A 24,155-nucleotide genomic window follows, 5' to 3' on the forward strand; every position below is an offset into this window, starting at 1 on the left:
CAGGGATGGACGAACTACCCATAGGCCGGCGGGTGGCGTACTGGCGGAGCCGGCGCAAGATGTCCCAGCAGGTCTTCGCCGACCGGCTCGGCAAGTCCAAGAGCTGGGTGGACAAGGTGGAGCGTGGCGTCCGCCGGCTGGACAAGTTCTCCGTCCTCTACGAGATCGCCGACATCCTCCAGATCGACGTGCAACTGCTGCACGGCAAGGACCCGGAGCGGCGCACCGACGCGCTCAACTGCATCGACCAGGTCGAGGTGGAGGAGATCCGCACCGCCCTGGAGCGGTACGACTCGATGAGCGCCTACTTCGACGCGGCACCCTTCCCGCCGCCGCTGGCCGACATGCGCAAGGCCGTCAACCACGCCTGGCTGACCTACCAGTACGGCCGGTACGGCATGCTCACCCGCGCGCTGCCGAAGCTGCTGCGCGACGCCCAGGCGGCGGACGCCGGCTACGCCGCCGACGAGCAGGTACGCGAGGCCGCCCACCTGCTCGGGCAGGTCTACCAGATCGCCTCCTCGGTGCTGCGCAAGCTCGGCGAGTGCGACCTCGCCTGGCTGGCCGCCGACCGGTCGATGGCGGTGGCCCAGCGGGCCGACGACCCGCTGCTGGCCGGGATCGCCACCACGAGGGTCTGCAACGCGCTCGTCGCGATGGGCCGTCCCCGCCCCGCGCTGGAGCTCAACGTGCGCATCGCCGGCCGGCTCGCGCCCGGCGGCGACAACGACGTCCGGCCCGAACGGCTCTCCGTCTACGGCATGCTGCTGCTGCAGGGCGCGATGGCGGCCGCCCGGATCGGCGACTCGGCGACGGTGGACGACCTGCTCGCCGGCGCCGACGAGGCGGCCAAGCTGCTCGGCGGCGACCACAACCACTACTGGACCTCCTTCGGCCCGACCAACCTGGAGCTGCACCGCGCCGCCGCGGCCGTCGAGCTGGGTGACGGCGGCCGGGCGGTGGAGACGCACCTGCGGCTGTCCGAGCCCGCGTTCAACGCGCTGCTGCCGGAGCGGCGCGCGCACCACCTGCTCGACCTGGCCCGGGGCTACTCGCAGATCGGCGACGTGGCGAGCGCGGGGGACATGTTGCTGCGCGGCGACCGGCTCGCGCCGTCCGAGATCCGGTGCCGGCCGATAGCGCACGAATTGATGTCCGAGATTCTCCGTCGCACACGTGGTGCGCCGCCTCAGCCGATCGCGGAGTTGGCTGAGCACATGGGAGTCGGAGTATGAGCGGTCCGGAGACCGCGAGCGAGCACCGGCGGGTGCTCTACGTCATCGCCTGCGGTTCGCCGCTGGCCCGTCACGTCGGCCGGCTGGTCGACCTCGCCCAGCGGGAGGAGTGGACGGTCTGCGTGGTCACCACGCCCGACGGCGCGAAGTTCGTCGACCGGGCGGCCCTGGCCCGGCAGACCGGCCACCCGGTCCGTACGCACTACAAGAACCCGGGTGACCTGGACGTGCTGCCACCGGCGGACGCCATGCTGGTGTGCCCGGCGACGGTCAACACGATCAACAAGTGGGCGGTCGGCATCACCGACACCCTCGCGCTCGGCCTGCTGGTCGAGGCGCAGGGGATGGGGGTGCCGATCGCTGCCGTCCCGTACACGAACGAGGCGATGGCCGGGCACCCGGCGTTCCGGGCCAGCCTCGACCGGCTGGCCGGGTGGGGCGTCCGGGTGGTCTTCGGCGACCACGTCGTACGCCTGCATCCGCCCGGCACGGGGGAGCGGCGCGCGGACGCCTTCCCCTGGGACGCCGGCCTGGCCGCCCTGCGCGGCGCGGACCGGCCGGTCGCCCCGGTCGGCTGACGGTGTGAGCGTGGCTCCCGGCGCGCCCGGGAGCCACGCCCGACGGCGGTCGGCGTGTAGCGGCCCGGACGCCGGTAAGCTGGCCGCCCGTGAGCACAACCGTCGCCGACGTGGTGGCCGCCCTGGACCGCCGTTACCCGCCCGCCTGGGCCGAGGAGTGGGACCGGGTCGGCCTGGTGGTGGGTGAGCCCGACCACCCGGTACACCGGATCGCCTGCGTGGTGGACGTGGTCCCGGAGACCGTGGACGAGGCCCTCGAAGCCGGCGCGGACATGATCGTCGCGCACCACCCGCTGCTGCTGCGGGGCGTCTCCTCGGTGGCCGCCACCACGTACAAGGGCCGGATCGTGCACCGGTTGATCAAGGCGGACGTCGCGCTGTACGTGGCGCACACGAACGCCGACGTGGCCGATCCCGGCGTGTCCGACGCGCTCGCCGCCCGGTTCGGGCTGACCGGGCTGCGCCCGTTGCACCCGCCCCGCCCCGGCTCGCCCGCCGCCGGGCCCGGCCGGGGCATCGGCCGCATCGGCGAGCTGCCCAGCCCGATGACGCTCGCCGAGCTGACCCGGCTGGCCGCCGCCGTGCTCCCGGTCACCGCCTGGGGAGTTCGCGCCGCCGGGGATCCCGGGCGTATGGTTCGTACCCTCGCCGTCAGCGGCGGCTCGGGGGACGGCTTCCTCGCCGAGGCGACCGCGGCCGGGGTGGACGCGTTCCTCACCGCGGACCTGCGTCACCACCCGGCCGGGGAACACCTCGCCGCGGGCGGCCCGGCGCTGCTGGACGCCGCCCACTGGGCGACCGAGCGACCCTGGCTGGACGACCTGGCCGCCCACCTGGCCGGCGCGCTGGGCGTCGAGACCGTGGTGTCCGACCTGGACACCGACCCGTGGACCGTGCACGCCGCCGCGCCCCGGCCGGACGACAAGGAGCCCCGACGTGAAGGCTGACCCGAAGGTGCAGCGCCGCCTGCTCGACCTCCAGGCGATCGACACCGCGCTGGCGCAGCTCGCGCACCGCCGCCGCAGCCTGCCGGAACGCGCCGAGCTGGAGGCCCTGGCGCGTGAGCTGTCCGCGCTGGAGGACGAGCGGGTCCGCGCCCAGGTGGCGGTCGACGACCTGGACCGGGACATCGCCCGGATCGAGAAGGACGTCGACCAGGTGCGGGCGCGCAAGAGCAAGGACGAGGCCCGGCTGGCCTCGGGCAGCGGCCCGGCCCGCGAGCTGGAGGCGATCCAGCACGAGCTGGTCTCGCTGAACCGGCGGCAGAGCGACCTGGAGGACGCCGAGCTGGAGCTGATGGAGCAGCGGGAGACCGCGCAGGGCGTGCTCGACGGCATCGAGAGCCGGCTCGCCGAGGCCCGCGAGCGCCGCGCCGCGACCGAGCAGCGCCGCGACGAGGCCCTGGCCGAGATCGCCAAGGAGGAGGAGTTCAAGCGCACCGCCCGGCAGCCGCTCGCCGGTGACCTCCCGGCGGACCTGGTCGGCCTCTACGACAAGATCCGTGAGGACACCGGGCTGGGCGCCGCGCTGCTGACCGGGGGCCGCTGCGGCGGCTGCCGGCTGGACCTGTCCGGCGCCGACCTGGCTCGCATCCGCAAGGCCGACCCGGACGACGTGGTCCGCTGCGAGGACTGCCGGCGGATCATGGTCCGGACCAACGAGTCGGGGCTGTAGCCGCCGTGGCGGTGCGCGCGGTAGTGATCGAGGCCGACGGCGGCTCCCGGGGCAACCCCGGCCCGGCCGGTTACGGCGCCGTGGTCCGGGACCCGGAGACCGGCGAGGTGCTGGCCGAGCGGTCCGAGTCGATCGGCACCGCCACGAACAACGTGGCCGAGTACCGGGGCCTGATCGCCGGGCTGGAGGCCGCCGCCGAACTGGGCGCGGCCGAGGTCGAGGCGCGGATGGACTCCAAGCTGGTGGTCGAGCAGATGTGCGGCCGCTGGCAGATCAAGCACCCCGGGCTGCGCCCGCTCGCCGCCCAGGCCGCCGGGCTGGTCGGCCGGTTCACCGCCGTACGCTTCACCTGGATCCCCCGGGAGCGCAACCGGCACGCCGACGCGCTCGCCAACGCGGCCATGGACGCCGCCGCGTCCGGCGCCGCGCCGGAGGCGGCGGCCGAGGCGCGGGAGGCGGCCGTCGTCCGGGCCACCGGCACCGACCCGGCCACCACGCCCGCCTCCTGGGAGCCGCGCCCGACCGAGGAGGCCACCCGGCTGATCCTGGTCCGGCACGGCGAGACCGAGCGCACTGTGCGCAAGCACTACTCCGGCCGGGGCGACGTGCCGCTGACCGAGCGGGGCCGGGCCCAGGCCCGGGCCACCGCAGCCCGGGTGGCCGCGCTGGCGCCGTCCGTCGCGGCGGTGGTCAGTTCCCCGCTGTCGAGGTGTACGGCCACCGCCGAGGCGATCGCCGCGCGGGTCGGCAACCCGCCGGTACGCACCGACGACGACCTGATCGAGTGCGACTTCGGCGTCTGGGAGGGGCACACGTTCGCCGAGGTACGCGAGCGCTGGGCGGCGGAGCTGGACGCCTGGCTCGCCTCCACCCGGGTCGCCCCGCCGCAGGGCGAGTCGTTCGTGGCGGTCGCCGAGCGGACCGGGCGGGCCGTCGACCGGCTGCGGTCGGCGTACCCGGGGGAGACGGTGGTGGTGGTCTCCCACGTCTCGCCGATCAAGCTGGTGCTGCGCGACGCGCTCGCCGCCGGCGACGCGTTCCTGCACCGGCTCTACCTGGACACGGCGGGCATCTCGGTGCTGGACCTGTACCCGGACGGCGGCGTCGCGGTCCGCTCGGTGAACGACACCTCGCACCTCACGGACGTCTGACGGCCGTTCGGCGCATGCCGGCGGCCGTTTGGCGCATCGACATCACCCGATCGGACGTGACCCCCGTCACAGGGTCGTAGCCTCCGGCCGTCACATGGCCCGCTACGAATGCCCGGAGGGTGTCACATGGCCGCACCGGAATCCGAGGCGCCGGACACGGCGCGATCCAGGGCGAAGGACAAGAGTCCCTGGAACTGGTTGCTCTTCATCCCGATCGTGGTGCCGCTGATCCCGGCGCTGTTCAACGCCGACTCACCCCGGCTGTTCGGGTTCCCGCGGTTCTACTGGCTGCAACTGGCCTGGATCCTGCTGGGCGTCGGCACCACCACGCTGGTCTACCAGATGACCAAGAAGCGGGGTGACCACTGATGTGGCGGGACCACCTCACCGAGATCATCGTCTTCACGCTTCTGTTCCTGCTGGTCAGCGCCATGGGTTTCGTGGCGGCCCGGTGGCGCAGACCGACCGACATGGCCCACCTGGACGAATGGGGGCTGGGCGGGCGCAGCTTCGGCGGCTGGATCACCTGGTTCCTGGTCGGCGGTGACCTCTACACCGCGTACACGTTCGTCGCCGTCCCGGCGCTGATCTTCGGGGCCGGCGCGGCCGGCTTCTTCGCGGTGCCGTACACGATCGTCATCTACCCGCTGGTGTTCCTGGTGCTGTGCCGGCTCTGGTCGGTTTCGCACCGGCACGGCTTCGTCACCCCGGCCGACTTCGTCCGCAACCGGTTCGGATCGCCGATCCTGGCGCTGCTGGTCGCGATCACCGGCATCGTCGCCACCATGCCGTACATCGCGCTGCAACTGGTGGGCATCGAGGCGGTGCTCAAGACCATGGGCGTGACCGGGGACAGCGCGCTGGCCCGGCACCTGCCGATCATCATCGCGTTCGCGATCCTGGCCGCGTACACGTACCAGTCGGGGCTGCGCGCGCCGGCGCTGATCGCGTTCGTCAAGGACTCGCTGATCTACATCGTGATCCTGGTCGCGGTGATCTGGCTGCCGTACAAGCTCGGCGGCTGGGGCGCCATCTTCGACGCCGCCGACGCGAAGTTCCAGGCGTCACCAGCGCCCGGCGACGGCATCCTGCTCAACCAGAACAACCAGATCCAGTACGTGACGCTGGCGTTCGGCTCGGCGCTGGCGCTGTTCCTCTACCCGCACAGCATCACCGGTGTCCTGGCCAGCCGGAACCGCGACGTGATCAAGCGGAACATGTCCGCGCTGCCCGCGTACAGCCTGCTGCTGGGGTTGATCGCGCTACTCGGCTACATGGCCATCGCGGCGAACGTGAAGCCGCTGCCGGGCGCGAAGGAGGGCACCACCGACGGCAACACCGTCGTGCCGCTGCTGTTCGACCAGCAGTTCCCGGACTGGTTCGCCGGGGTGGCGTACGCCGCCATCGGCATCGGCGCGCTGGTCCCGGCGGCGATCATGTCGATCGCGGCGGCGAACCTGTTCACCCGCAACATCTACAAGGAGTACCTGAAGCGCGACGCCACCCCGGCGCAGGAGGCGAACGTCTCGAAGATCACCTCGCTGGTGGTGAAGGTCGGCGCGGTGGCCTGCATCGTCTTCCTCGACCCGCAGTTCTCCATCGACCTGCAGCTCATCGGCGGCGTGATCATCCTCCAGACGCTGCCGGCGGTGGCGCTGGGCCTCTACACCCGCTGGTTCCACAGGGGCGCGCTGATCGCCGGCTGGGCCGCCGGCATGGGCCTGGGCATGTGGATGCTCTACCAGATCGGCAACCCGGCGACCGGCAAGAAGCACTTCGCCGGGTCGGCGTTCCCGCTGGAGAAGTTCGGCTTCGACACGCCGAAGACCATCTACGTGGGCATCGTGGCGGTGCTGGTGAACCTGGTGGTGGCCGCGCTGCTCACGCTGGTGCTGCGCGCCGCGAAGGTGGCCGACGGCCCCGACCACACCACGCCGGACGACTACTTTGCCGACGAGGATGACCCGCGCGTCACGCCCTCCGCCGACGCCGCCCGCGAGCCCGTGGCATGAAAGGAAGGGCCCCTTATTAACGCCTCGTGCATTGAAAGGGGCCCTTCCTAACACCCTCAGCGGCGGCGGGTGCGCGCGTCGAGCGCCTCGTTGAGGCGGTGCAACATGTCCGCGAGCGTCTCCCGGTCCGCCTCGGGCCAGGCGGCGAGGATGTCGCCGTACAGCCGGGTGCGGGCCGCCCGGACGGCGGCCATCCGCTGGAGCCCGGCCGCCGTCGCGGAGATCACCGTGCCGCGCCCGTCGGCCGGGTCGGGGGTACGCGAGATCAGGCCGTCGCGCTGGAGCGCGGAGACCTGCCGGGTGACTGTGGAGCCGTCCAGGCTCAGCCGTGCGGCGAGCGCCGAGACGTTCTGCGGGCCGGCCGCGTCCAGGTGGCGCAGGATCACGTACGCGGCGCGGTCGAGCAGCCGGTGCTCCATCGTGCCGGTGCCCCGGCGGGTGGCCTCGCCGAGCCGCATCAGCAACGCGACCTCGGTTTCGATCCGGCCGAGGGTGACTTCGGTGCCGTGGACGTCCTCGCTCATAGCTGTATGATACAAGAAAATTACCTGTACGATACAGCTATCTGGGAGGTTGCGGAGTGGATCGCCGATCCGAGCCCAACCGCAGTGCCATCTACGCCACCACGCTCGTCGCGTTCCTCGCCATTGCCGGCATCGCCGTCGTCGACCCGATCCTGCCCGCCATCGGCGAGGCGATCGGCGTCACCGCCTGGCAGGTCGAGCTGCTCTTCACCGCGTACATCGCGGTCATGGCCGTCGGCATGATCCCGGCGACGCTGGCCAGCGGGCGGTTCGGTTTCAAACCGGTGCTCGTCACCGGCGTCTCCGTCGTCGGCCTCGCCGCGATCCTCGCCTCGTTCAGCAACGACATCGTGCAGCTCTCAGTGCTGCGGGGCGTCTGGGGCCTGGGCAACGCGATGTTCTTCGCCACCGCCATGGTGGTGCTGGTCAACCTCGCCAACGACAGGGAATGGGTGGTCGGCCTGTTCGAGACCGCCCTCGGGCTCGGCTTCGCCGTCGGCCCGCTCATCGGCGGCCTGCTCGGCGAGGTCAGCTGGCGGCTGCCGTTCTTCGTCTGCGGCGTGTTCATGGTGCTCGCGCTCGGCGTCGCCGCCCGCAAGCTGCGCGAACCGGCACGCAAGCAACAGCCGGTACGCCTCGGCCAGATCTTCGCCACCTACCGCAAACCCGCGTTCGTGACGCTGTGCGTGGTCACCGCCGCGTACAACTTCGTCTTCTTCGTCGTACTCGGCTACACGCCGCTGTTCCTGCGCCTCGACGTCATCCCGCTCGGCCTGGCGTTCACCGGCTGGGGCCTCGGCCTCGCCGCCGGCATCCTGCTGATCGGGCACCGGCTGGCCCACCGCATCGGCGCGGTGCAGACCGTCGGCGTCGCCCTGCTCGGCCTGCTGGCCTGCATGGTCGCGTTCGCCACCTCCACCGGCACCGCCATGTCGCTCGTCGTACTCGTCGTCGCCGGCCTGTTCATGGGCCTCGCCAACGCCAACCTGACCGACCTGGCACTCGGGCTCGGCTCCGCCGACCGGCGCGTCGCCACCGGCGCGTTCAACCTGGTCCGCTGGGGCGCCGCCGCACCCGCGCCGATCATCTCCGGCAAGCTGGCCGAACACGGCCTCGCGCTGCCGTTCTGGGTCGGCTTCGCGGTGCTCGCCGCCGGCGTGCTGGTCTACCTCGCGTTCGGTCACCTGATGGCGGCCGGCTACGGCGAACGGGTCATCTGGAACCGGGCCGCCCGCCGTGCCGAGCACGCCCCGGAGGAGCCGGTGGGGGAGGCGTACTGACGCTCCGGTCTTGCCCGGGCGGCGTCAGGTCAACGCGCGCCACAGCAGGTAGCACCCGATGGCCGTGCCGAACACCACGATCACCGTCTTCAACACCACCTGCGGAAGCCGGCGGGCCAGCCGCGCGCCCGCGTACCCACCGAACAGCGTGGCCGGCGCGACCACCGCGACCGCCGCCCAGTTCACCGGGCCGAACAGGGCGAACACCACCAGCGTGGTCAACCCCACCACGGCCGAGAGCAGGTTCTTCACCGCCGACACCCGGGCCAGCGTCGCGTCCAGCACCAGCGCCAGCCCGGCCACCAGCATCACCCCGAGGGCCGCGCCGAAGTAGCCTCCGTACACGGTGCCGAGCGCGACCATGGTCTGCACCGTGACGGTACGGCGGCGCGCGCCCAGCCGTTCCGGATGGCCGACCAGCCGGCGCAGCGGACCCTGGAACGCGAGTACGGCGGTAGCGCCGAGCACCAGGAACGGCACCACCAGCTCGAACGCCCGAGCCGGGGTGGCCAGCAGCAGCGCGCACCCGGCGATCGTGCCGAGCACGGCGGTCGGCAGCAGCGACCACAGCTGCCGCCCGCGCGGCAGGTCCATCCGGCTGCCCGCCACGCTTGCCACGTACCCGGGAAAGACCGACACCGAGTTGGAGACGTTCGCCGCCACCGGCGGCAGACCGGTGGCGATCATCGCCGGGAACGTGATCAGCGAGCCACCTCCGGCCACCGCGTTGACTGTGCCCGCGGCGAGACCGGCGGCGAGCAGGAGCGCGGCGTCGGAGAGATCCATGGTCCCCCGAGGCTAGTCGGTCGGGCGGGCGAACGCGTATCGCGCCGGTTCGGGGAGGTGGCTGTATCGAGAGCCGGTTGATGCCGCCGCCTCCCCGAGGTGGTGGGCGGGAAATGGGCGCGGCGGGTGCGTCGTTAGGATGAGAGCGCGACGGACGAGTCGACCGGGCGGTCGCGTCGACGGGCTCCGGCCCGTCGCCGAGGAACGTCCGGACTCCACAGGGCAGGGTGGTTGCTAACGGCAACCCGGGGTGACCCGCGGGACAGTGCCACAGAAAACAGACCGCCGGCCCGTAACGGGACGGTAAGGGTGAAACGGTGGGGTAAGAGCCCACCAGCACCCCGGGTGACCGGGGTGGCTCGGTAAACCCCACCCGGAGCAAGGCCAAGAAAGGGCCGTCACCGCAAGATGACGACCCGCGCAGACGCTTGAGGGCTGCCCGCCCGATGTCTGCGGGTAGGCCGCTGGAGCCTGCCGGCAACGGCAGGCCGAGATGGATGGCCGCCGCCGGTGCGCCTACGGGCGTGCCGGGCACAGAATCCGGCGTACAGGTCGACTCGTCCGTCGCCCACCAGCTCAGAGCCGTGATCATGGCTCTGAGCTGGTTCTATGTCCGGGCGTCGATGGTCGTTCTTGGTCAACTTTGGCCGGCGTTTGACGCCCTGACGACGCCCTGACGCCCTGGAGACGCCCTGAGCGCCGGCTCAGTCCACCTCTTCTCGGGTCGGGCTGGCTGTGCCGCTGTGGGCCGACTCCGGGCCTGTGCTCGATGGTTCCGGGGTGGGGCCGGCGGCTGTGGGGGAGGGCCGGGCACGTCTTGGCGGTGGAGCTGGTGCCGCGACCCGGTGACCCGGTGGCAAGCCAGTCCCGGGGTTGGACTGGCGCGGCAGCCGGAAGCCCCGACGCACGACCAGGCCGACCCGCTGGCTTCCGTAGCGGCCTCGGTGATCCCATTCCTTGATGAGGTGGGACGAGTGCGTGCCGGAGCTGCTGGAGCACCTGGGCGAGATGGGCCTGGTCGGGCTGGTCAAGATTGACGGAGAGCGGGAGCGCAAGCCCTGGACCGTGGTGATCTCGGGCCAGCGGCTCGATGGTGCGTCGATCAGGGTCGACGGCCACAGCCTCGACTACTGCCTGAAGCATGCCGTCGCCGCGCTTCACGAGCGCTTCCCGGACGAACTCGCGCTGAGCTGAGATCCCACCGTGGGGCGGTGTCCCGGCGGCTGTCGGTGGCTCACCGCCCCGGCGCCGTAGGCGGCCGGGGCGGCTTGCCTCCGGCCGGGCTTGCCGCCCCGCACCGCGCGGAGCGCGGTGCCTTGATCTACAAGAGGGCTATTCGGCAGTTGCAGTCGACGGGCATAATGTCGTTGTGAATCATGATTACTCTCAGGTGGAAATCGTCATCGAGGTGTCCGAGGAAGAAGCGCTTTTGGGATTGAGGGATGACCTCAGAGCTATTGGATCTTTGGTCAACGCTGACGCAGTGATGCAGTCCTCGATCCGAAACGCACCGGCTCTTCATCCGTCAGATTCCTGGACTCCGAAGTCGACGCTGGACCCAGCGGCTGCGGTCCTTCTCGTTGGTGCCTCCCTGCAAGCAGTGCGGATGGTTGCAAACGTCGTTAGTCATTGGATTGAGCGGCAGCGAGCTCGCACCGTTACCCTTTCTGTGGGAACCGAAAGGCTGGAAATTAAGTCGGCGTCGGCTGCACATCAGGCGGCCGTAATCGAGGCATGGCTAGGTAAGTCCGCCAGCAAGCAGGCTTCTATTCAGCAGGCCGAAGATGCCTAAAAGAGCGTTACTGATTGCGTGCTCTGAGTTTAATGATCAGAGGTTGCCGCGACTTTCCTCCCCGGTGACTGATGCGGCCCGTCTCGCCAGGGCTCTAGGTCGAAAAGGAGTTGGTGACTTCGAGGTGAGTATCGTATCGAATCCAACTCTTCGGGAAGCGCAAGTTGCAATTCACGAAGTCCTCGCGGAGGTCAAAGCTGATGACCTCGCTTTTATCCACCTCTCAGGCCACGGCGTTAAGGATGCTGGGGGTCGCTTCTATTTCGCGGTTCCAGATACCGATGTTAATGCGCTTCCGGCTACGGCGCTTTCTGGAAGGTACCTGCGAGAGCAATTGAACGACACATCTGCGCGCCAGACTGTGTTAGCGTTGGACTGCTGTTATTCTGGTGCTTTTGGCCGTGATCTGGTTGCTAAATCGATAACTAATGTGGTGGGAATGCCGGAGGAGTTGCGTGGTAGTGGGCGCGCGATCCTCACTGCTAGTAGCGCTATTCAGATCGCCCTGGAATACACTCAGGACGAGGTGGCCTCATCGCTATTTACGCAAGCGCTAGCAGATGGCTTACTGACTGGTATGGCGGATCTTGACGGTGACGGGTGGATTACGCTCACCGAGTTGTATCGATTTGCCAGCAATGAAGTTAGGAAAAGAAATTCCGACCAGACGCCTGAGTTGAACTTGGTGGGTCTGAGCGGAGAGATTGTGATTGCACGGGCTCCCGCTGTAGCCCGGCCTATTGATTCCTTAGATGATGATGTGGCGATTGCTCTAGAAAGTCACCATTATCTGCTTCGCTTGGCGGCAATTCGAATTATCGAAGGCCAAATGTATAGCCGAGACCATGCTAGGTCGTCGGCGGCTAAGAGACTGCTTCGTAAACTTCGTGCTGACGAACATCCGATCGTGAGAGATGATGCGAGACGGGCTTTGGCTGAAGGGCCGAAGCAGCGACGTCGAACGCTTAAGATTCAAGAACGTTCCGCCGAGAAAGCAGGCTCTGCCAAGTGGGCTGTTGTGGGGGGTGAGGCGCTGGCGCGAGCAGCGGAAATAATGAGCAATGTTGTAAGTGTTTACAACGGCCCCTATTACCGCTCTGAGCGGGAGCAAGCGGTTGAAAATGTTTTTGTGGAATACGAGGGCGGATCGCTTAAGTTGATGGCGACTGACAAGTATCAGATGGCCTTCCTTGACCTGCCTACACTTAACGGTGGTGGGGATTTTCAAGGCTTGTTGAGCGGCTTCGACATCCTTTCTCTGCGAGCTTTCCGAAAAAGCGCAGAGGTTAAGTTGATCGCTGACTTGCATCGGGTTGAAGTGGTTTCTGGAAATAAATTTATTGCGTTTGATTGCCACTTATCGCCTGACTCGTACCCGCCTCTTCGCCGACTAATCAAGCTTGAACCAAAGCGGACGACGATTGAAGTTAGCAGAGCTGCACTGCTTGAGGCGTTAAATAAAATCATTAGCCTTGCTGTTGGAGATTATCTCCCGGCTGTCACTTTGGAGTATGGACTAGTCGCGGACGGGGTTCGAATACGAGATTCAACGAATTTCCGCGAGGTTTTCGTGGTGCCAGCCGTCGTGAACGGTCGACATTCGCGCATCACTCTTAATTCATCTTATTTACTCAATGCATTGGAGGGATTTCGTTCTTCGACTATTCGAATAGGGATTGACACTTCCGAGTCGGCGGTGGCCGTAACCTCTGCGCAGGAGGCGCGCCATGCCCAGCTGATTATGCCAATTCGCGATACATCTTCTGTGAGTCGTGCGCGCACTTAATTCCCTAAAAGGAAGGCTTAGTAATTTCGTCTATTCACGCGGGTGTTTTGCGGTCATTAAACTTGACTGCAACCAAAGCGTTGTGCATTACAAATACCTCACGCCGAACCGCGGCTTCGCCTTTCTTGTCGAGCTGGTAGCCATCTAGCCATGTCCAGCCGTCGTAGGTGTGTAGTTCGTGGCGGAACCTGATTAAGCGAAAGTAGATTGGGTGCACGAATTGAGGACTTGCCGTGCGACTGATGAGCAGAACATCACCGGCCTTCACGTCGGCTCCTCCTGTCTCGCCAGGCGCGTAGGGTCTCGCCAGCCGCTTCCAAGCGCGGGCATCCGTCGTCGGCGCACTTCGAGCAGACGGAGCGGTGGTGGAAATCGACGACATAGCCGGCCATCAGAACCCTGAACGGAGGCTCCGGCTGCTGCTGTGGGATCAGCATGATTCACCTCTGGTTGCGGCGCTTGAGAGCCTTTGACGAGCGCCAGGCGCCCGCCTTCGTCATCAGGGGTGGCTCTGGCGGTGGGACGGCAGCGCGGCCAATCCATCGCTGCTCCTCGAAATTGCGCGTAGATGAGACTGGCTCGCCGGCTACGTAGTCGACCGGATGATCAGGGCGCTGGAACCACTTGAACCTAGTCATGCGTAAAGAGTAAACGACTAGAGCGGGTATGAACTAGGTCTCCATCAAGTTGATACATGCCTAGTCGACGGATGCCTAGCGTCAGCGTCATGGGCAAGAAGCTGCGGTTGGTGGGCTCGGGCGAGATCCGAACCATGCTCGGCGGCGTCTCCCGGCAGCGCGTCTACCAGATCACCAACCGGCGCGACTTCCCTGAGCCTGTGGCCACGCTCCAGATGGGCAACGTCTGGCTTGCTGAGGATGTTGAGGCTTGGATCGCTGCCAGGCGCGGGGACCTGGACTAGCTCGTAGCCGTCCCTCGCGTTTGGTACTCCGACCCGAGGCAACGAGAAACGCCCCGGTGATGATCCCCGGGGCGCTCGTGTGCGGAGGGTGCTACAGCTCGTCGACGGCGAACGCAGCCACCAGTTCGGCCATGCTGTCGATGACAGCCTCTGCGGCGGCGAACCGCTCGCGCTTGCCGGGCTTGTTGGCGTACCCGACGGCGGCCACCCCGGCGGCGTGGGCGGCTTGGATGTCGGTCTCAGAGTCGCCGACGAGTACACAATCCGCCGGCTCGGCGCCCAACTCGCGGACAGCTTCCAGTACGGGGAACGGGTCCGGCTTCATCCGCTCCGGTGCCGCCTCGGGCCGTCCGATGACCGGGTGTACGTAGCCGCTCAGGCGGCGGGCGCTTAGATAGGCGTGGACGGACTCAGCCGAGTTGTTCGAGACGACAGCGACCCGGCGGCCGGTCTGCTGGGCGGCAACGATGACCTCTCGGCCGTACGGCGTAGGCGTGGCGGTGCGGGCCGCGGTGACTTCCTCGCCGGTCATCGCCTGGTCGATCACGCGGACGACGGCCGGGCGCCCAAGCGTGGCAGTGAAGCGCAGCACGGCGAGTGGGTCGCGTTCGGCAAGGATCTCGGGCGGCAGGGTCACGCCCTGGTCGACGAGCAGCCGGCGCAGCTCGTGGGCGACGGTCGGCGCGGGACGCTGGGCGAAGATGCTGCACACGGGACCGTCGAAGTCGAGCAGGATCACTCGGGCGCGGTCGATCACCTTGGCCAGGTCGGCGGCGGTCACGACGCGTACTCGCGGGCGATGGTGCCCCACAGGCTGTCGAACCAGGCGCGGGCCTGCTCGACGTAGAGGGCGTCATTGCTGGTGTCCTCGTCGCTGGGCGTGAACGGGAACAGGATCGCGTCCTTGCCCATCGCGTCGTAGATCGCCATCGGCTTGCCGTCCACAGAGACGGTGTGCTCGACGACGGGATAGAAGCCGAAGAAGGCTTCCTGCTCGTTGATGATGAACAGCTTGAACAGGGGCGCGGCGCTGTGGACGCGTACCTCGGTGGTGGCGGTCTTGACCAGCCCGAGGTCGGCAAGCTCCTGGACGGCGTCGGTGACGGCGTGGATGGACCGGTCGGTGATCCGGCGGGCTCGGGCGCGGATGCCGGGGTCGTCGGCCTGGTCCTCGGCGCGGCAGGGGATCGCCATCGGGGCGGTCATGTCGGAGATCAGCACGCGTACCCGGATGGACTCCGGGGTGAGGCGGCCGATCCGGACCTTGTCCAAGGTCTCTTGGATCGCGTTGTACAGCGTCTCTCCGGAGAAGCCGGCGAAGTCGATCGTGACGTTCGTGGCCTCGAACGCTCGCTCGATGTGCGGGCGTAGTCCTACCGGGCGCTCGGTGTTGGCGCGGACGAAGGTGCCGCTGCCCTGACGGGTCACGATCAGGCGCTCGTCTTGCAGCTTCCGCAAGGCGGCTTTGATCGTCTCGCGGGCAACGCTGAATCGCTCGACGAGGTCGTGTTGCGACGGCAGCTTCTCACCGGGCGCGAACTTCCCTGTCTTGATTTCTGCGCGGAGTGTGGCCGCGATCTGCTGCGACGGTGTGCGCGGGTCGTCTGGGTCAAGAGCCATGGACGGAAGGTACCGCTGACTAGCCAGGCTAGGAAAGTTCCCACGCTGTCATTGACATGACTAGCCAAGCCGGCCTACCTTTGATCAACGTCACCTGGCTAGTCAGGATGGCCAGGTGGGATCAGGAGGTTGAGCGATGGCTCTGCGTGGCGGTACGAGGTTCGCCGTGCGTTGTGAGGACGTGTTCCCGGCTGGGTGCGCGTTGGTGCCCGAGTCGATGGGTGAGGTCGAGGACTTCGACGAGAAGACGGGCCGGCGTAGCCCGGCGAAGGACAAGCTGACCGGCCAGCGGGTGTGGCAGGTGCGGGTGATGGACCTGGACCCGGAGCTTGGGAAGCGCTCGCGGGAGACGACGGTGAAGATTTCCGCCGATTACCAGCCGGTGCCGCCGACGGGTGCCCCGTTCGAGGCGGTGGAGTTCGAGGGCATGACCGTCACGCCGTACGTGGCGAACAACGGCCGGATGGCGTACTCGCTGCGGGCTACCGCGATGCGCGCTCCAGCCGGTGTGGCCAGCAACAAGAAGGCGGCGGCGTAGCCGCATCTGGTGGGGGCGGGGCTGTCAGGTCTTGGCGGACGGCAGCCCCGCCCCTGTGTCTCTTTCCCCTGCTCTGTCGAGAGAGGTAGTGACGTGTCCAAGGGTATGCGTCCGGCTGGCCGTGGCTGGCCTCGGTGTGGCGTGTGTCAGTCCCGCTTCAATCCGGCTACGGGTGCCGATGGCCGGTGTGAGGGCTGCGTGGGGCAGCTCGTGCTTCCGTTTCCTCCGGTGCGGGATGCGTCGGGTCGGTTCGTGTCGCTGCGGGGTGCCAAATGATCGGGCGGCCTCGCGGTGAGGTGGTGACGACCTCGGCCGGTGACCTGATCGTGTTCCGTCCGAGGCGCTTCGAGCTGCCGATGTGGGCAGTGGTGCTCGGCCTGGTGCTGCGCTGGTCCGGGCGGCTGCTGTGGTGGTGCCTGCGGCATCCGGTGGCTACCGGCGCGGTGGTGCTGGCCCTGTGGCTGTACGTCGAGTTCGGCTGGCCGGGCTGGGTGGTGCCGCTGGTGGTCGCGTCGGCGGTGTCGGCGGTGTGGCGCTGGCGGGATGAGTCGTCGTGGTGGGCGTGGCTGGCTGGTCCGCTGCTGGGGGCGTTCCGGCGGGTGTTCGTCTACCGGCGGGTGTGGCGTGAGGCCATGACGCTGTGCGGGCTCGCGGAGACGTTCGACCGTCGGCACGTTCTCCCTGAGCTGCTGCGGGTCCGCTCGGATCAGGCCCTGGACGTGCTGACGGTGCGGATGGTCCGGGGGCAGACGCCGGAGCAGTTCCAGCGGGTGAGCGCGAACCTGGCGTACGCCTTCGGCCGGCGGCACGCCCGGGTCTACGCGGAACGTCCCGGTGATCCGCCGACGCGTACGGGTCGGGGTGCGTGGGTGCTGCGGCTGGTGGATCGGGTGCGGTATCGGGACCGCCCGACGGTGGTCTACGTGGCGTTGGTGCGTACCGATGCGTTGCGCACGCTGGTGCCGCCGTTCCCGGTGCCGGCGGTGCCGGACTTCACCGCGCTGCCGCTGGCCCGGCGGGAGGACCTGCGTCCCTGGTCGCTGCATCTGCTCGCGACTCACGTCCTGGTGGGCGGCGCCACCCGATCGGGGAAGGGCTCGGTGCTGTGGTCGCTGGTCCGAGTCCTCGGCGGCGGTGTCGCCTCGGGGCTGGTGCGGCTGTGGGTGGTCGATCCGAAGGGCGGGATGGAGTTCGCGCTCGGCCGGCCGATGTTCGCCCGGTTTGCGTGCAAGTCGTTCGAGGCGATGGCGGACCTGCTCGACGAGGCCGTGACCGTGCTGCGGGAGCGTCAGACCCGCCTGGCCGGCACGGTTCGGGTGCACACGCCGACCGAGGCTGACCCCCTGGTCGTGGTCGTCGTCGACGAGATGGCGGCACTGACCGCCTATTTGCAGGATGTCGAGCTGCGTAAGCGCATCGCCGGCTCGCTTGGGGTGCTGCTGTCGCAGGGTGCCGGCGTCGGTGTGCTGGTGGTGGCGGCGTTGCAGGACCCGCGTAAGGAGGTGCTGCCGTTTCGGGACCTGTTCCCGACCCGCATCGCGCTCGGGCTGACCGAGGCGTCACAGGTCGACATGGTCCTTGGTGACGGTGCCCGCAACCGGGGCGCGCTCGCGGATCAGATGCCCCGGTGGGCCAAGGGTGTCGGGTACGTAATCCTCGACGGCACCCCCGACCCGATGCGGGTCCGGTTCTCGTACGTCAGCGACGACGACATCCGCGACATGGCCCAGCGGTTCCCGGCGCCGGCTGACGCGTCGGACATCCTCGCCCAGGTCGGCCGGGAAACCGCCACCGAACCGGTACGCCTTCCCTTGCCGCGTAAGCCGTCCGGGCCGCTGCTGCCCGACGTGCTGCGCAACCTCCTCGACTCCGACGGCGGGGGTGAGCCGCGGTGACCACCCCTGCGAACGGTCGCCGGTTCTACCGGCTGCGCACCCCCGAACCGGTCACGGCTGTGTCGGTCCGCGTCGACCCGGATCGGCCGGACCCGTACCCGGTGTATCTCGCGGTCGGTGCGGGCCGGCGACGGATGTCCCTGACCCCCGACGAGGCGTGGGCGCTGTGGCGCTGCCTGTCCGAAGCCGTCGCCACGCTCGGCGCCCCGCCCGACTACATCCGCACCGACATCCGACCGGCCAGGAGGTAACCGTGATGACCACCCTCACCCGCATCGTCAACCGGCTCCGTCGTCCGCTGCGCATCCGCCTCGTCGGCCCGGCTGACCAGACTGCCGCCGCCCTGCACGGCCTGGCCAAGATGGTCAACCGCCCCCGACATGTGCGACCGGCGTATCCGCATCGACCTGACCATCCGCGAGAAGCCGTTGCGGGAGTGGCGATGACCGAGCGCACCGAATCCGCCGTACGCCTGCTGATCCTGCTCGCCATCGCCGCGATGGCCGGCGCTGCCGCGTTCACCCACGTCCATGACCTGTCCGTCGCCCACGGCCAACCCGACTGGATCGGCTGGGCCAACGCCGTAGCGGTCGAGCTGATGACGATCTACCTCGGTCTGGAGTTGCGTGCCCGCCGTCGCGCGGGTCGACCGGTCGGCCTGGTGGGCTCGCTGCTGGTGGCGTTCGCGTTGCTGTCGCTTGCGGCCCAGGTCGCGGAAGCCCATCCGTCGGTGTGGGGCTGGGTCGTGGCGGCGGTGCCGTCGCTGGCCTTCCTCGCCCTGGTCAAGGTCGTCCTGTCCAACGCTCCGGTCACGCCGCCGGCTGTCGAGCCGGACCAGCCCGACGCGTACCGGTACGACGAGCCGGCGGAAGCCACCGAGATCGAACCGGTCCGCCCGACTGTGCCGGCGTCGCCCGTCGTTCCGGCGGTGCTGCCTCCGCGCGGTGCTGTGCAGTCGAACCGGCCGCACGTCGTCGGGATCATCCGATGACCGCGCCGACTCTGCCCGGCCTCGTGCCGGCCGCCCCGACCCCGGCTGCTGCTCCTCGGCCGGGGTCGCGGGCGGCCCGCATGGCACTGCCTCGTTCGGTGGACGTGCTCAAGGAGATCGCTGCCGAGTACGGCGTCTGCGTGCGCCCCCTGGCGATGCGTCGCACGGATCTCGACACCGGCCTGACCGAGGTCATCGACCTGCCTTGCGCCGCGACCCGGGAAGACAAGTGCCCGCCGTGCGCGAAGAAGAACCGCCGGCTGCGGCAGGCCCAGATCCGGGAGGGCTGGCACCGCGACGACGAACCACTACCGCCTCCCGAACCGGCGACCGAGGAACAGAAGGCGCTCGTCCTGATGCGCGGACATCTGGAGTTCTCGCGTGACGAGGCATCTCGGGCGTGCCAGTGGGACCAGGTGGAAGACCTCGACGAGGCGATCCGGGAAGTGGAAGAGGCGATCGCGGCCGAGGGGCTCCGGGGACGGGTCGCCCCGCCGCACGCGACTGGCGACGAGGACCAGGGCGACGACGACGCCGGCCCGCGCCGCAAGCGTTCCACCCGGCGGCGGCAGGATGCCCCGGAACTGCCTCGGCGCAAGGTCGAGGCGCGCACGGTCGGCAGGACGTACACCGCTGCGGACGGGGCCACCTACCGGCCGTCGATGTGGTTGACGCTGACCCTCGACTCCTACGGTCCGGTCCGTCCCGACGGCACGCCGCTCAACCCCGACCGGTACGACTACCGCCGTGCGGCATGGGATGCGGTGCACTTCCCTCGGCTGCTGGATCGGTTCTGGCAGAACCTGCGGCGGTGTGAGGGCTGGAACGTCCAGTACGCCGGCTGCGTCGAGCCGCAACGCCGTCTCGCCCCGCACGCGCACTTCGCCATCCGGGGCACGATTCCCCGGGACATCCTGCGGACCGTCGCGGCGGCGACCTATCACCAGGTGTGGTGGCCGGCGGTCGACGTTCAGCGGTACAGCGTCGAGCGGCCTCCGGTGTGGGACGAGGACGCCTCGGCGTGGGTCGACCCGGACACCCGCCAGCCGTTGACCACCTGGGAGGAAGCCCTCGACGCCATCGACGCCGACCCCGACGCGGATCCGGTGCACGTGGTCCGTTTCGGCGCCCAGGTCGACGCTCGCGGCGTCATGCCCGGCACCGAGGACGCCGAGCGAACCATCCGGTACGTCACGAAGTACATCACCAAGCACACCGGCGACGTCCACAAGGCGACCACCGACCGGCAACGGGCACACCTGGACCGGCTGTGGCGGGAACTGCGCGTGACCCCCTGCACCGACCGGTGCGCGAACTGGCTGCTCTACGGCGTCGCACCGAAGAAGGCGCACGCGAAGCTCAAGCCGGGCCGCTGCAAGGGCAAGGTCCACCAGCGGGACACCCTCGGCATCGGTGGCCGGCGCATCCTCATCTCCCGCGACTGGTCCGRCAAGACGCTCTCCGACCACAAGCACGACGTGCGGGCCTGGGTGCGTGCGCTGCTCGGCGTCACCGTCGGACTCGATGGCGTCGACGACCAGGGCGCCACCGTCGAACCGGTCCGGCACGCCTGGGAACTGGCCCGCCCCGATGACCCGGACGTGCCGGCGATGGCTCACCGGCTGCTGCGGTCGATCAGCGAACGCGCCCGCTGGCGCTCCGAACTGCTCGCCGCCAAGGACCGCGCGGCCCAGCTCCCCGACGACGACTCGACGACGGAAGCGGATGACAAGACGGGGGAGGGGCTGTGATGGCCAAGGACGAGCTGTGGACGGTTCGGGACGTGTCGGCGTACCTCCGGGTGCCGCAGGAGACGCTGTACCGCTGGCGCAAGGTCAAGTACGGTCCGCCGGCGGCCCGGGTCGGCCGACACCTGCGCTACGAGCCGGAAGCGGTCCGGGCCTGGGTACGTGAGCAGGCGGCGGCCTGATGGGGCACGTCGAGGACCGCTGGTACAAGACGCTGCGTCACGAGGGCGGGCGGAAGGAGCGGGTCAAGACGCAACTGTTCGGCAAGGGCCTGCGCTACCGGGTGCGGTACATCGGCCCGGACGGCAAGGAACGTAAGAAGTCCTTCCCGGACCGGGCCAAGCGCGAGGCTGAGGCGTTCATGGTCTCGACAGAGACGGACAAGCTGCGCGGCTCCTACGTCGACCCGCTGGCCGGCCGGATGACCTTCGCCGAGTACGCCGAGACGTGGCTCCGTACGCGGTCCTTCGATGAGTCGACGCGGGAGGTGACCGAGCATCGGGTACGCAAGTACCTGCTGCCGTTCTTCGGCTCTCGGCAACTGGCGGCCATCAAGCCGGGCCACATCCGGGAGTGGGATGCCGCGTTGGTCGGCAAGCTGGCCCCGGCGACCCGGGCCGTCATTTTCGCGCACCTGCGGACCATCCTCGGCGCGGCCGTCGACGACGAACGGATCGCCAAGAACCCGTGTTCGGCAAAGTCGGTCACCCCGCCGCGACCGGTGCAGCGTCGGGTGGTGCCGCTGCGCTACGACCAGGTTTCGGCAATCCGCGGTGGCCTCGCCCAGCGGTACCGGGCGATGGTCGACCTGGGCGCCGGCTGCGGTCTGCGGCAGGGCGAAATCCTCGGGCTCGGCGTCGACGACATCGACCTTGACGCCGGATGGGTGCACGTCACGCGTCAGGTCAAGCTCGTGCGCTCCCGGCTTGTCTTCGGCCTGCCCAAGAACGACCGGGATCGCCGGATACCGCTGCCCGACTCCGTCGCCCTGGTGCTGCGTCAGCACATCGACGACTTCCCGCCGGTGTCGCTCACCCTGCCATGGGAGAACCCGGCCGACGATGAGCGGGTGACGGTGCCGCTGCTGTTCACCACCACCCGGCGGGGTGCGATCAACCGGCACACCTTCGACGACAAGAGTTGGCGCCCCGCCGTACGCGCGGCCGGCATCACGCCGACCCGGGCCACCGGGATGCACGCGCTGCGCCACTTCTATGCCTCGTCGCTGCTCGACGCGGGGGAGAGCATCAAGGCCCTGGCGTCGTACCTCGGCCACGTCGATCCGGGCTTCACGCTCCGGGTCTACACGCACCTGATGCCGGCCAGCGAGGAACGCACCCGCAACGCGATCGACAGCCTCTTCAACCACCCCGCCGAAACGCCCTGACGCCCTGGCGACGCCCTGAGAGGGTGTCAGGAGGGTAAAACGCCTGCTCAGAGTGCGTGCACCCTTCACAATCCGGCGTACAGGTCGACTCGTCCGTCGCCCACCAGGTGAGCCGCCCGCTCTTGGTCGGCGTTCGACGCCCCTGTGACGGCCCCGACGGCCCAACGACGGCCCAACCACGGCCCAGGAGGGTGGCGGCACTGCCCGCTATCGTCCTCGCATGTTCGTCGAGATCATCGGAGATCAGCCACTACCTGACGCAGTCGACCGGGACGACGTGGAAGACCTCCTGGAGCAGGCCATCGGCGACGAGGGCAGCGTCACGGGTGCCGGCACAGGCGACGGGCGTTGGCACCTGGACGTCGAAGTGGACACCGCCGGACGGCAGGCACAGCTACTCGTGCGGCGGCTCGCACAAGCACTCGTCGACGCTGAGCTCGGCTGGGTGCGCGTCCGACCTGAGGCAGAAGACACGGGATTGCCTGCCTCGGCACTCGTCTGAGCCGTACCGTCGCCGAAGCGCGACGCACGACCTCTTCCTCCCGAAAGACTTTGTCATCCCACCAGCTGGTTGAGTCGCGCACGAGCTATTCGGGTAGCGAGCCCTGGCCCGGCAAGGAGTATGACGAGCATGCCGGCCCCGATCAGCGGGAACGGGGCGAGTGTTTGCACACTGCTGGTCACGTAGCCATCCCTGGTCGCGACGAACTGTGGGTCAGTCTCCGACACATAGATGGTGACGCTTTCGCCTCGCGAGTAGCCGGGCCCATTACCCCAGGCGCTCTCCAAGGGAACGCTCCAGGTTCGGCCACGAGCCACGTACGTGGCATGATCGCCGAACTTGAACCCCTCCATCACTGCTTGGACCGGTTCGCCGGTCGCCACGAGTTGGCGGATGCGAACTTCAGTACGGCGCGGCTGAAGGATTCCCCCGGCGACAGACAGGCACCGACCAGATAGCACAGAACGATGYGCAGCCAGGACCGAGCTATCCAATCGAACAGCGGCACAGGACTGTGAGGCTGGTGTGAAGAGACCTAGGCTGACGTCCATGCCGCGGAGCATGCAGTGATCGACCTGGACGACCACGATCACCAGTCGGCGGGGTCGGGTACCACCGTCCATGACCGTCTCCTGGCCAGACAGAAGATGATCCTGCGGCTCGTCGCCGCTTTCGTGGTCGGCGTTGTGCTTGGCGGCTTCGGTGTCAGCCAACTGCGGGACTCGCGTGATCAGCGGGAGCGGAACGCCGTGGTCGCATTCGTGGCCTTCCCTCAATCGGCCGACTCTGGAAGCGCGGCCTCCGCGGGACCCGTCCGACTGTCCGGGTATTTGGCGTTGGCCAACGCCGGCCCCGGGCCGATCACCGTTCGTCGGGTTCACGCAAAGAGGCCGGGCGTCGTGATACACAGCATCGGATCGCCCCGGTTGTTACCGCCTGGCAGCACCGGTCAGCTCGCGGTCGAGCTGTGGTTCGATTGCTCGGTCGCACGCCTCCAGCGAGAGCCGCTGCCGCTAGGGTTGTCGGTCGAGACCGATGACAAGCAAGGCAGAAGGGTCAGCTACCCCGTCGCTCTCGTAGGAAGCGACTGGGAGCGCGAGGCTCTGAGCAAGTGTTCACGCATAGGCACGGTGGGCTGACGCGTAACGAACCAAGGCCAAGCGCTGAAGCGGATCTCTGCGCGGCTGCCCCTCGTGCCCGCTGCGCACTCCGCTACTGCCCCTCACCGCCCCTGAAGTTCTCGCCTACAGTGCCGGCTGTGGATCTCGCTGACTGCGTGGGGCGTGTGCTCGAACTGCGGACGCTCGACCTCGCAACGCAACCTCCACCCAGTCCCGGGCCCGCTGCTCTACCCGTGGTGGGATACGACTTCCTGGCTCTGTATCTGAGTGTCACCGAAGAGTTCGACGACAACGTGCAGGTTCTTGAGGTCCTGGAGCGCTTCGAACAGGACTGCGCCTCTCTCGAAGAGGCGTTGAGCCGGCTGTGGGGACCAGCCGAGAGCGTGGACCTACGGCCGTACATGGATCTCATGGTGCGGGGAGAGAGCGTTCCGGAACTTCCCGGGTTCCTTCTCGGCGTCATGTCGGATGTGGCTGTGTGGCGCTTTGCAGATCGGAGCATCTGTGTCGGCGTCGGGGTGTCGGACACCCACGGCCCGGTGGTCCTGGTAGCCGCAGCGGGCGAGCTGTAGCGGGAGCGTGCTTCGGGGCGTTTGTGCTGGTAGTAGTTCCG

General features: G+C 68.5%; 27 protein-coding genes and 1 other RNA gene. 23 read left to right on the plus strand and 5 right to left on the minus strand.

Going from position 1 to position 24,155, the window contains the following annotated elements; translation table 11 throughout:
• Positions 1-5: 5 nt before the first annotated feature.
• The 7 genes from A8711_RS18705 to mctP all read left to right on the plus strand — a co-directional run bounded on the left by A8711_RS18705 (position 6) and on the right by mctP (position 6,650).
• A complete protein-coding gene (locus tag A8711_RS18705) occupies positions 6-1,235 on the plus strand; it encodes a helix-turn-helix domain-containing protein (RefSeq protein ID WP_069088946.1) in 1,230 nt (409 codons plus the stop codon).
• The gene (locus A8711_RS18710) at positions 1,232-1,813 is read left to right on the plus strand and encodes a flavoprotein (protein WP_030504216.1); all 582 of its coding nucleotides are present in this window, start codon (positions 1,232-1,234) and stop codon (positions 1,811-1,813) included. Before A8711_RS18705 ends, A8711_RS18710 begins: the two co-directional genes overlap by 4 nt.
• Positions 1,814-1,923: 110 nt before the next feature.
• Positions 1,924-2,760, plus strand: coding sequence for a Nif3-like dinuclear metal center hexameric protein (locus tag A8711_RS18715; protein ID WP_069089119.1), 837 nt, complete (start codon positions 1,924-1,926; stop codon positions 2,758-2,760).
• Positions 2,750-3,487, plus strand: coding sequence for a zinc ribbon domain-containing protein (locus tag A8711_RS18720; protein WP_069088947.1), 738 nt, complete (start codon positions 2,750-2,752; stop codon positions 3,485-3,487). Before A8711_RS18715 ends, A8711_RS18720 begins: the two co-directional genes overlap by 11 nt.
• Positions 3,488-3,492: 5 nt before the next feature.
• Positions 3,493-4,638 (plus strand): bifunctional RNase H/acid phosphatase, encoded by a 1,146-nt coding sequence (locus tag A8711_RS18725; protein WP_069088948.1) that lies wholly within the window; start codon positions 3,493-3,495, stop codon positions 4,636-4,638.
• A 126-nt stretch (positions 4,639-4,764) separates the two neighbouring features.
• Positions 4,765-5,007 (plus strand): DUF3311 domain-containing protein, encoded by a 243-nt coding sequence (locus A8711_RS18730; protein ID WP_030504212.1) that lies wholly within the window; start codon positions 4,765-4,767, stop codon positions 5,005-5,007.
• The gene (gene mctP / locus A8711_RS18735; protein ID WP_069088949.1) at positions 5,007-6,650 is read left to right on the plus strand and encodes a monocarboxylate uptake permease MctP; all 1,644 of its coding nucleotides are present in this window, start codon (positions 5,007-5,009) and stop codon (positions 6,648-6,650) included. Before A8711_RS18730 ends, mctP begins: the two co-directional genes overlap by 1 nt.
• 56 nt (positions 6,651-6,706) lie before the next feature.
• Here the strand turns inward: mctP and A8711_RS18740 are convergent, their stop codons facing one another.
• Positions 6,707-7,174 carry a MarR family winged helix-turn-helix transcriptional regulator gene (locus A8711_RS18740; RefSeq protein WP_064448268.1) on the minus strand — a complete coding sequence of 156 codons (468 nt, stop codon included), beginning with the start codon at positions 7,172-7,174 and terminating at the stop codon, positions 6,707-6,709.
• A gap of 56 nt (positions 7,175-7,230) precedes the next feature.
• Between A8711_RS18740 and A8711_RS18745 the strand changes: the two genes are divergently transcribed.
• Positions 7,231-8,454: an MFS transporter gene (locus tag A8711_RS18745; protein WP_069088950.1), complete on the plus strand. Its 1,224-nt coding sequence runs from the start codon at positions 7,231-7,233 to the stop codon at positions 8,452-8,454.
• Between the two features lie 24 nt (positions 8,455-8,478).
• Here A8711_RS18745 and A8711_RS18750 read toward each other — a convergent pair whose 3' ends face one another.
• Complete coding sequence (locus A8711_RS18750) at positions 8,479-9,240, minus strand: sulfite exporter TauE/SafE family protein (RefSeq protein WP_064448270.1); 762 nt, start codon at positions 9,238-9,240, stop codon at positions 8,479-8,481.
• A 155-nt stretch (positions 9,241-9,395) separates the two neighbouring features.
• On the opposite strand from A8711_RS18750, the gene rnpB reads away from it, so the two are divergent.
• From rnpB to A8711_RS31565, 4 genes are all read left to right on the plus strand, one after another.
• Positions 9,396-9,804: RNase P RNA component class A (gene rnpB / locus A8711_RS18755), an RNA gene on the plus strand.
• 414 nt (positions 9,805-10,218) lie between these two features.
• Entirely contained in the window at positions 10,219-10,434 is a 216-nt protein-coding gene (locus A8711_RS18760; RefSeq protein WP_233607874.1) for a hypothetical protein, read from the plus strand.
• 196 nt (positions 10,435-10,630) lie between these two features.
• Positions 10,631-11,032: a hypothetical protein gene (locus tag A8711_RS32085; RefSeq protein ID WP_141707673.1), complete on the plus strand. Its 402-nt coding sequence runs from the start codon at positions 10,631-10,633 to the stop codon at positions 11,030-11,032.
• Entirely contained in the window at positions 11,025-12,818 is a 1,794-nt protein-coding gene (locus A8711_RS31565; RefSeq protein WP_083297050.1) for a caspase family protein, read from the plus strand. Before A8711_RS32085 ends, A8711_RS31565 begins: the two co-directional genes overlap by 8 nt.
• A gap of 34 nt (positions 12,819-12,852) precedes the next feature.
• On the opposite strand, the gene A8711_RS31570 is transcribed toward A8711_RS31565, so the two are convergent.
• On the minus strand, positions 12,853-13,086 hold the full coding sequence (locus A8711_RS31570) for a hypothetical protein (protein ID WP_083297051.1): 234 nt from the start codon (positions 13,084-13,086) through the stop codon (positions 12,853-12,855).
• A 459-nt stretch (positions 13,087-13,545) separates the two neighbouring features.
• Here A8711_RS31570 and A8711_RS18765 point away from each other — a divergent pair, with 459 nt between their 5' ends.
• Positions 13,546-13,740, plus strand: a complete 195-nt coding sequence (locus tag A8711_RS18765) for an AlpA family transcriptional regulator (protein WP_281575159.1) — start codon at positions 13,546-13,548, stop codon at positions 13,738-13,740.
• A gap of 91 nt (positions 13,741-13,831) precedes the next feature.
• Here A8711_RS18765 and A8711_RS18770 read toward each other — a convergent pair whose 3' ends face one another.
• Together A8711_RS18770 and A8711_RS18775 are read right to left on the minus strand one after the other, a co-directional pair.
• The gene (locus A8711_RS18770; RefSeq protein WP_069088953.1) at positions 13,832-14,521 is read right to left on the minus strand and encodes an HAD family hydrolase; all 690 of its coding nucleotides are present in this window, start codon (positions 14,519-14,521) and stop codon (positions 13,832-13,834) included.
• A complete protein-coding gene (locus tag A8711_RS18775) occupies positions 14,518-15,360 on the minus strand; it encodes a GntR family transcriptional regulator (RefSeq protein ID WP_069088954.1) in 843 nt (280 codons plus the stop codon). The genes A8711_RS18770 and A8711_RS18775 overlap by 4 nt, the downstream gene beginning before the upstream one ends.
• A gap of 136 nt (positions 15,361-15,496) precedes the next feature.
• On the opposite strand from A8711_RS18775, the gene A8711_RS18780 reads away from it, so the two are divergent.
• The 10 genes from A8711_RS18780 to A8711_RS18825 all read left to right on the plus strand — a co-directional run bounded on the left by A8711_RS18780 (position 15,497) and on the right by A8711_RS18825 (position 24,114).
• The gene (locus tag A8711_RS18780; protein WP_069088955.1) at positions 15,497-15,898 is read left to right on the plus strand and encodes a transcriptional regulator; all 402 of its coding nucleotides are present in this window, start codon (positions 15,497-15,499) and stop codon (positions 15,896-15,898) included.
• A gap of 272 nt (positions 15,899-16,170) precedes the next feature.
• A complete protein-coding gene (locus tag A8711_RS18785; RefSeq protein WP_069088956.1) occupies positions 16,171-17,793 on the plus strand; it encodes an FtsK/SpoIIIE domain-containing protein in 1,623 nt (540 codons plus the stop codon).
• Entirely contained in the window at positions 17,790-18,044 is a 255-nt protein-coding gene (locus A8711_RS18790; protein ID WP_069088957.1) for a hypothetical protein, read from the plus strand. The genes A8711_RS18785 and A8711_RS18790 overlap by 4 nt, the downstream gene beginning before the upstream one ends.
• A 191-nt stretch (positions 18,045-18,235) precedes the next feature.
• On the plus strand, positions 18,236-18,784 hold the full coding sequence (locus A8711_RS18795; protein ID WP_069089120.1) for a DUF2637 domain-containing protein: 549 nt from the start codon (positions 18,236-18,238) through the stop codon (positions 18,782-18,784).
• Entirely contained in the window at positions 18,781-20,535 is a 1,755-nt protein-coding gene (locus tag A8711_RS18800; protein WP_069088958.1) for a replication initiator, read from the plus strand. The genes A8711_RS18795 and A8711_RS18800 overlap by 4 nt, the downstream gene beginning before the upstream one ends.
• Positions 20,532-20,714, plus strand: a complete 183-nt coding sequence (locus A8711_RS18805) for a helix-turn-helix domain-containing protein (RefSeq protein WP_069088959.1) — start codon at positions 20,532-20,534, stop codon at positions 20,712-20,714. The genes A8711_RS18800 and A8711_RS18805 overlap by 4 nt, the downstream gene beginning before the upstream one ends.
• Entirely contained in the window at positions 20,714-21,919 is a 1,206-nt protein-coding gene (locus A8711_RS18810) for a tyrosine-type recombinase/integrase (protein WP_083297052.1), read from the plus strand. Before A8711_RS18805 ends, A8711_RS18810 begins: the two co-directional genes overlap by 1 nt.
• A 220-nt stretch (positions 21,920-22,139) precedes the next feature.
• The gene (locus A8711_RS18815) at positions 22,140-22,421 is read left to right on the plus strand and encodes a hypothetical protein (RefSeq protein ID WP_043329266.1); all 282 of its coding nucleotides are present in this window, start codon (positions 22,140-22,142) and stop codon (positions 22,419-22,421) included.
• A 566-nt stretch (positions 22,422-22,987) separates the two neighbouring features.
• A complete protein-coding gene (locus A8711_RS18820; protein WP_069088961.1) occupies positions 22,988-23,560 on the plus strand; it encodes a hypothetical protein in 573 nt (190 codons plus the stop codon).
• 119 nt (positions 23,561-23,679) lie between these two features.
• Positions 23,680-24,114, plus strand: a complete 435-nt coding sequence (locus A8711_RS18825; protein WP_124779027.1) for a hypothetical protein — start codon at positions 23,680-23,682, stop codon at positions 24,112-24,114.
• The last annotated feature ends 41 nt before the right edge of the window (positions 24,115-24,155 follow it).

Origin of the sequence: Micromonospora sp. II, from assembly GCF_001709195.1 — a bacterium.
GTDB lineage: Bacteria > Actinomycetota > Actinomycetes > Mycobacteriales > Micromonosporaceae > Micromonospora > Micromonospora chalcea.